This window comes from Prosthecodimorpha staleyi, assembly GCF_018729455.1.
Taxonomy (GTDB): Bacteria; Pseudomonadota; Alphaproteobacteria; order Rhizobiales; family Ancalomicrobiaceae; genus Prosthecodimorpha; species Prosthecodimorpha staleyi.
In genome coordinates this window covers 1-5,564 of record NZ_JAHHZF010000031.1, presented here as the reverse complement: position 1 = coordinate 5,564, position 5,564 = coordinate 1, and the positions used below count along the sequence as shown (strand labels likewise).

General features: G+C 71.0%; 11 protein-coding genes. All 11 read left to right on the top strand.

Translation table 11 applies throughout. The annotated features are described in order from the left end of the window. The first annotated feature begins 101 nt into the window (after positions 1–101). The 11 genes from KL771_RS28065 (at position 102) to KL771_RS28015 (ending at position 5,427) form a co-directional block, all read left to right on the top strand. Positions 102–818, top strand: a complete 717-nt coding sequence (locus tag KL771_RS28065) for a regulatory protein GemA (protein WP_261971814.1) — start codon at positions 102–104, stop codon at positions 816–818. Continuing rightward, the gene (locus tag KL771_RS28060; protein WP_261971813.1) at positions 815–1,390 is read left to right on the top strand and encodes an MT-A70 family methyltransferase; all 576 of its coding nucleotides are present in this window, start codon (positions 815–817) and stop codon (positions 1,388–1,390) included. The genes KL771_RS28065 and KL771_RS28060 overlap by 4 nt, the downstream gene beginning before the upstream one ends. After that, entirely contained in the window at positions 1,387–1,608 is a 222-nt protein-coding gene (locus KL771_RS28055; protein ID WP_261971812.1) for a hypothetical protein, read from the top strand. The genes KL771_RS28060 and KL771_RS28055 overlap by 4 nt, the downstream gene beginning before the upstream one ends. Continuing rightward, the gene (locus KL771_RS28050) at positions 1,605–2,018 is read left to right on the top strand and encodes a hypothetical protein (RefSeq protein WP_261971811.1); all 414 of its coding nucleotides are present in this window, start codon (positions 1,605–1,607) and stop codon (positions 2,016–2,018) included. Before KL771_RS28055 ends, KL771_RS28050 begins: the two co-directional genes overlap by 4 nt. 168 nt (positions 2,019–2,186) lie before the next feature. Further along, a complete protein-coding gene (locus tag KL771_RS28045; RefSeq protein WP_261971810.1) occupies positions 2,187–2,753 on the top strand; it encodes a TIGR02594 family protein in 567 nt (188 codons plus the stop codon). A 98-nt stretch (positions 2,754–2,851) separates the two neighbouring features. Continuing rightward, the gene (locus KL771_RS28040; RefSeq protein WP_261971809.1) at positions 2,852–3,079 is read left to right on the top strand and encodes a hypothetical protein; all 228 of its coding nucleotides are present in this window, start codon (positions 2,852–2,854) and stop codon (positions 3,077–3,079) included. A 7-nt stretch (positions 3,080–3,086) separates the two neighbouring features. Further along, on the top strand, positions 3,087–3,323 hold the full coding sequence (locus KL771_RS28035) for a hypothetical protein (RefSeq protein WP_261971808.1): 237 nt from the start codon (positions 3,087–3,089) through the stop codon (positions 3,321–3,323). Between the two features lie 132 nt (positions 3,324–3,455). Beyond that, on the top strand, positions 3,456–4,118 hold the full coding sequence (locus KL771_RS28030; RefSeq protein WP_261971807.1) for a thermonuclease family protein: 663 nt from the start codon (positions 3,456–3,458) through the stop codon (positions 4,116–4,118). Next, the gene (locus KL771_RS28025; protein ID WP_261971806.1) at positions 4,118–4,453 is read left to right on the top strand and encodes a hypothetical protein; all 336 of its coding nucleotides are present in this window, start codon (positions 4,118–4,120) and stop codon (positions 4,451–4,453) included. Before KL771_RS28030 ends, KL771_RS28025 begins: the two co-directional genes overlap by 1 nt. Further along, positions 4,453–4,764, top strand: a complete 312-nt coding sequence (locus KL771_RS28020; protein WP_261971805.1) for a VpaChn25_0724 family phage protein — start codon at positions 4,453–4,455, stop codon at positions 4,762–4,764. Before KL771_RS28025 ends, KL771_RS28020 begins: the two co-directional genes overlap by 1 nt. A 12-nt stretch (positions 4,765–4,776) precedes the next feature. Next, positions 4,777–5,427, top strand: coding sequence for a DUF3486 family protein (locus KL771_RS28015; protein ID WP_261971804.1), 651 nt, complete (start codon positions 4,777–4,779; stop codon positions 5,425–5,427). The last annotated feature ends 137 nt before the right edge of the window (positions 5,428–5,564 follow it).

Sequence of the window (5,564 nt, the reverse complement as noted above, 5' to 3'; positions counted from 1 at the left end):
CTGCTCGCCCAGGTCCGCCCCCGTGTCCGCTCCTCGCGCCAGGAGCGGATCCGCAGACGGATCCGGGACCTCACCCGGACGCTCCTCGCCCTGGAGGCAGCATGACCGCGACCGCACGACAGATCGGCAAGATTCACGCCCTCAAGAAATCCGCCCGGCTGGATGACGACAGCTATCGTGACGTGCTCGACCAGGTCGCTGGTGTGCGTTCGGCGAAGGGCTTGACCGTCCAGTCCGCCATCCGGGTGATCGATCGCCTGCAGGTGCTTGCCGGTGAAGCGCCGCCGCCGGCCGGGCGGCCCGACGAAGGTCGTTCGAAGCCCCGTCAACGGCCGGCCGAAGGCGCGCTCGCGCTGTCCGGCCCCTTTGCGGGCAAGCTGCGCGCCCTCTGGATCACGGCCCACAATCTCGGCGTGGTGGACGACCGGCGCGATACCGCGCTGGCCGCGTTCGTCGAGCGGCAGACGGGTCTGTCGAGCCCAAACTGGCTCAACGACCCGGCCGAGGCGCGCCGCGTGATCGAGGCGCTGAAGAGCTGGATCGCCCGCGAGGCCGGCTTCGCCTGGCCGAGCCCCAAGGCGTCGGCTGTCGATCTGAAGCGTGCCGTACTGCGTGCGCAATGGGCGCGCCTTCTCGCCGCCGGTGCGTCGACCCTGGTCACGCCCGAGGCCGACCTCTGCTCCTATTGCAGCGCAGTCGCCCGCGGCAATCCGCGCCTGGTCGCCACCCTCGACAGCCTGACCGAGGCCGAACTCGACCGCGTCGCACCCGTCCTGGGCGCAAAGCTGCGCAAGGCCTTGGCTGGGAGTCGGAAATGACCGCGTGGCCCTGGGGTCCGCTCCGCCCCTTCGGCTATGGGGCGATCGTCGCCGATCCGCCCTGGCCGACCGAGGTCTGGGGCGCGGAGACTGGTCATGGCCGGACGCCCGAGCGGCACTATCCGACGCTCTCGATCGAGACGATCGCCGCTCTTCCGGTCGAGATCTTGGCCGCGGAGGATTGCGCCCTGTTCCTCTGGTTCCGCGCGATTCAGACCGAGGCCGCCCATGTGGTCGCCCGCGCCTGGGGCTTCGAGCCGAAGACGCTCGGCATCTGGCAGAAGCTCACGCGGTCCGGCCGCCCGGCCATGGGCATGGGCTACATCCACCGGAACTCGTTCGAGCCCTATCTGATCGCCACCCGCGGCCGACCGCGCTGGTCGTCGCGCTCGACGCTCGATTCCTTCCAAGCGCCGCGTCGCGAGCACAGCCGCAAGCCCGACGAGTTCTACGCTCGCCTGGCCAAAATGCTGCCCGGCATCCCCGGCTGCGAGCTGTTCGGCGTCGAACGGCATGCCGGCATGGATCTCTGGGCGCCGCATCCCCACCGCTGCTCGGAGGCCGCCCGATGATCATCGTCACGGACCACGCGGTGCTGCGCTACCTGGAGCGGGTGCACGGCCACGACATCGAGGCTGTCCGGGTTGAGATCGCCGGGCTGGTGGGCGAGGCCTGCGCGGCCGCCGATCGGGCCGGCCTGCCGGCCGATCGCATCGTCGTCGCCGCAACCTGCCGCCTCGCGGTCCACAACGGATATGTCGTGACCGTGAAGCCTCGGAGGCGGGGATGACGCTGCCTGGCGTGCTCGCCGAAATTGCCGAGGTGGCGGGGGTCGAGGCGGCCCTGACGCTCGCCCAGGCGCGCGGTGGGCAGCGGGTGCGCATTCCCGGTCACTATGTTCCGGGCAATTGGCTGGAGGAGCTGCTCGGCGAGACCGCCGCCCGGGCGATCATCGCCCGCTTCGCAGTCGGCTCCGGCGGCGGCCGAGCCGGCCATACCGAGGTGATGGTGCCGATCGCCGGGACGGGTGCCTATGGCCAGGTGCGCCGGGCGACGGCGCAGACCTTCGCCCGCGCGGTCGAGACCGGGTCCGGGGTGCGCGAGGCGGCCCGCCAGGCCGGCGTCACCGAGCGCACCGGCTGGCGCATGCGCCGGCGCATGAAGGGCGGCCCGGATGACGCGCAGGGCTCGCTGTTCTGAGCGCCCGGGTCGCTTGCATCCGCCGGAAAATCCGGCAGGAATGAGCCGTCTCCCAAATCGCAGACTTCAAGACAAGGCGACGGCTGACGGCCGTCAGCCCTGCTTCCGGGATCGCCGGCGGCTAGCGTCGTGATCATTCCGACGCGCCTTCCGATCCTGGAGCCCCCCATGCACCCGTCCATCGTTTCGGCCCTCGCGGCCGGCGCGCCGCCCATGCTGGCGGCCATGCTCGCCCAGCTCGGCCTGCACGAGGTCGAGGGCAAGGGCTCCAACCCCGTGATCATGCAGATGGCGCGCCGGGTCGCCGGCAGCCATCCGAAGCTCGACTGGGTCGGCGGCTTCTACGAGGACGACGACATCCCGTGGTGCGGCCTGGCCGTCGCCGATGCGGCGTGCCGCGCCGGCCTGACGCCTGTCCTGCCGAACCCGCTCTCGGCGCGCGCCTGGGCCGATTGGGGCTCGCCCCTGGTCGGGCCTCGCCGCGGCGCCGTGGTGGTGTTCAGCCGCCAGGGCGGCGGCCATGTCGGCATCATCGCGGCGATCACGCCGGGAGCGAAGCGGCTCCTGGTCGCCGGCGGCAACCAGTCCAACGCCATCACGCTCGCCTGGTTCGACAACATCCCCACCGTCCGCGGCGGGCGCGTGCTCGGTTTCCGCGCCCCGCCGGGCGGCGCGCTTCCCGAAGCCCCGGTCGTCGCCGACGACGGGCGGCCGGTGTCCCGGTCCGAAGCATGAGCCCGGAGCCCGATCGCGGCCTTTCGACCGAGGACGCTGCCGAGATGCGCCGCCAAATCCTCGGCATCGAGCCGAGTCATCCCTCGAAGGAGTGTTCCATGGATCCGATCGATACCAAGCCCTGGTGGGCGTCCCGCACCATCATCGGCCAGGTGATGCAGCTGGTCTCCATCGTCGCCGGCGCGCTGCTCGGAATCCAGGTCGATCCGGCGACCCAGGCGCTGGTCGTCGATCAGGTGACCGCCTTCGCCTGCGCGGCCGTCACGCTCGTCGGCACCGGCATCACGATCTGGGGCCGCCTCCGAGCGTCCCGCAAGATCGGCTGACCCGCCCATGAACTGGCTCGCCCTGATCCTCGGCCTGGTCCGGCTCGCCCAGTCGCTCGCCGACTGGCGGGCGCGGACCGAGGCTGCGGACGGGGCGACCGCGAAGGTGGTGGCGGATGCGCTCAACCGGTCTCTCGACGAGGTGGCGGCAGCTCGAAGCGCTCGCCAAGATATGCGCGCTGATCTGGACCGCGGTGGTCCTGATCGGTTGCGCGACGATGACGGCTTCCGGCGGCGGGACTGATCTGCCGGCCGGTACCGACAAGCTCGGCCGCGCCGCCTTCTGCGACGTGGCCGAACCGATCGCCTGGTCGGCCCTCGATACGGACGGGACGATCCGCCAGGCCAAGGAACACAACGCGGTGGGGACCAGGCTATGCGGCTGGGGCAAATCGGATCGATGATCTTCTGGGGCCTGGCCTGCGTGCTGGGTGGAGCCGGTGTGGCGGCGGTCGCGGCAAACGGGTTCCTGCTCGCCATGGCGGTGAACAGCCCCGCCGAGGCGGCCGGCATCCGCTGGCCGGGGCCGCACCAGGTGCAGGTCACGCGCGTGCTCGACGGCGACACGGTCGAGGTGCTGTGGATCACGGGTCCCTGCGGCCGCGGTCCCTGCGCCGGCACCATTTCGCTGGTCCGCCTGCGCGGCATCGACACGCCCGAGGTGCACGAGTGCCGAGGGGCGGCGCGGCAGAGCTGTGCGCAGTGTCCCGAGGAGCTGAAGGCCGGCCGGGAGGCGAAGGCCGAGGCCGAGCGGCTGCTCAAAGGCTCGGTCGCCGTCCGTGCCCGAGAGATCGGACCCGACGCGTACCAGGGCCGCTTCGTCGCCCGCCTCGAATTTACCCATGGCGGCTGGACCGACTATTCCGTCACCATGCTGCAGGCCGGCCTGGCGGTCCGCTACGAGCCCGAGGCGGATCGCAGCTTCCGCAAGCTCAAGCCGTGGTGCTCGCGCGACCAGCCGGCCGGCGAGGCCGACGGGCCGGCCCCCGAGCGGGCGGACCACGACAACGCCGCGCCCGCGACGGGAGCCGCCGAGTGATGGAGATCGGCTCGCTCGCCCAGATCGGTTCGCTCGCCATCGCCACGCTGGCCGTCGTCATCTCGGTCCTCGGTTCCAGTCGGAAGGGCTGGGAGGAGCGCATCAAGGTGGTTGCGGAGGCCGCCGCCGAGGCGACCGATCAGGCCGGCGCGCTGGCCGACCGCGTGACGCGGCTTGAACGCGACATGGAACACCTGCCCGACAACGAGACCGCGCACCGCATGGAGATGGCGATCGTCCGCCTGGAGGGTCGGCTGGAGACCATGGACGAGCGCCTGAAGCCGGTGGCGTCGATCGCCACCCGCATGCAGGAAATCCTCATGGAGAAGAACTGATGAGCGTGGCGTCCTCCTTTGCCGAGCGATATCAGCGCGAAGCTCGGCTGATCATCCTGCGCGGCCTGGCCGAGGAGATCGACGGGGCTCTGAGCGCGAAGCTGATGAGCGCGAAGCTGGAGACCTTCGGCATTAACCGGTCGCTCGACTGGATCGGCGAGGAGTATCGCAAGCTCGCGGATCTTGGCGCCGTCACGGTGACCGAGGCGGGAAGCGTCGTAATTGCGCGCATCACGCCGAAGGGTCGCGACCACCTGGCGCTCAAGGTTCGGATTGGCGGCGTCGACCAGCCGACCGAACCGGTCACCTGAGCAGGAGCAAGAATGAGCACCGGGCGCGGCCGGCTGTCCTCGATCGAGCTGCTCGGCGAGGATTACGACGATGTCGTCCTTTGGGCCGCCGGCGAGCTGCGCGCGCGCAACCAGCTGCAGATCGACATCCTCGGCGAGTTCAACAAGCGGCTCCAGGCGCGCGCCGAAGAGATCGGCGACGACGATTTCGAGCCGGTCTCGAAGTCGGCCTTCAACCGCTACGCCATGCGGCTCGCCGGCATTGCCCGCCGGCTGGAGCACACCCGCGAGATCTCGCGCGTCCTGACCGACCGCCTGCAGCCCGGCGACACCGACACCGTAACAATCGCGCTCGCCGAGGCCATCAAGACCGCCGTCTTCGAGGCGATCGGCGAGGCCGGCGACGCCGGCATGGGCATGATGGATCTGAAGTTCGCCGGCGATGCCCTGAAGTCGGCGGTCACGGCGCAGAAGCACTCCTCCGAACGGCGCGCCAGGCTGGAGGCCGAGGCCCAGCGCCAAGCCGAAGCCATGGCGGCCCAACTCGCCAAACGCGCCGCCGACGCGGTCGAGAAGGCGGCGACCGAAGCCGGCCTGTCGGCGGCCGCCATCGCCCAGCTGCGACGCGACTTCCTGGGCATCCGGCCCGCGAAGCCGGCCGAAAGTGCCGGGGGCGGATCATGACCGATGCGGTCCCGGCCGACCGCTCGACGGCTCCGGTGCTTCCACGCGATCCGGTCGCGGCGCTGCCGGGCGACCTGCCGCGCGGCGCCGACATCCCCGAGGATCAGGACCCGCTCGCCGATGGCGTGCTCATGCGC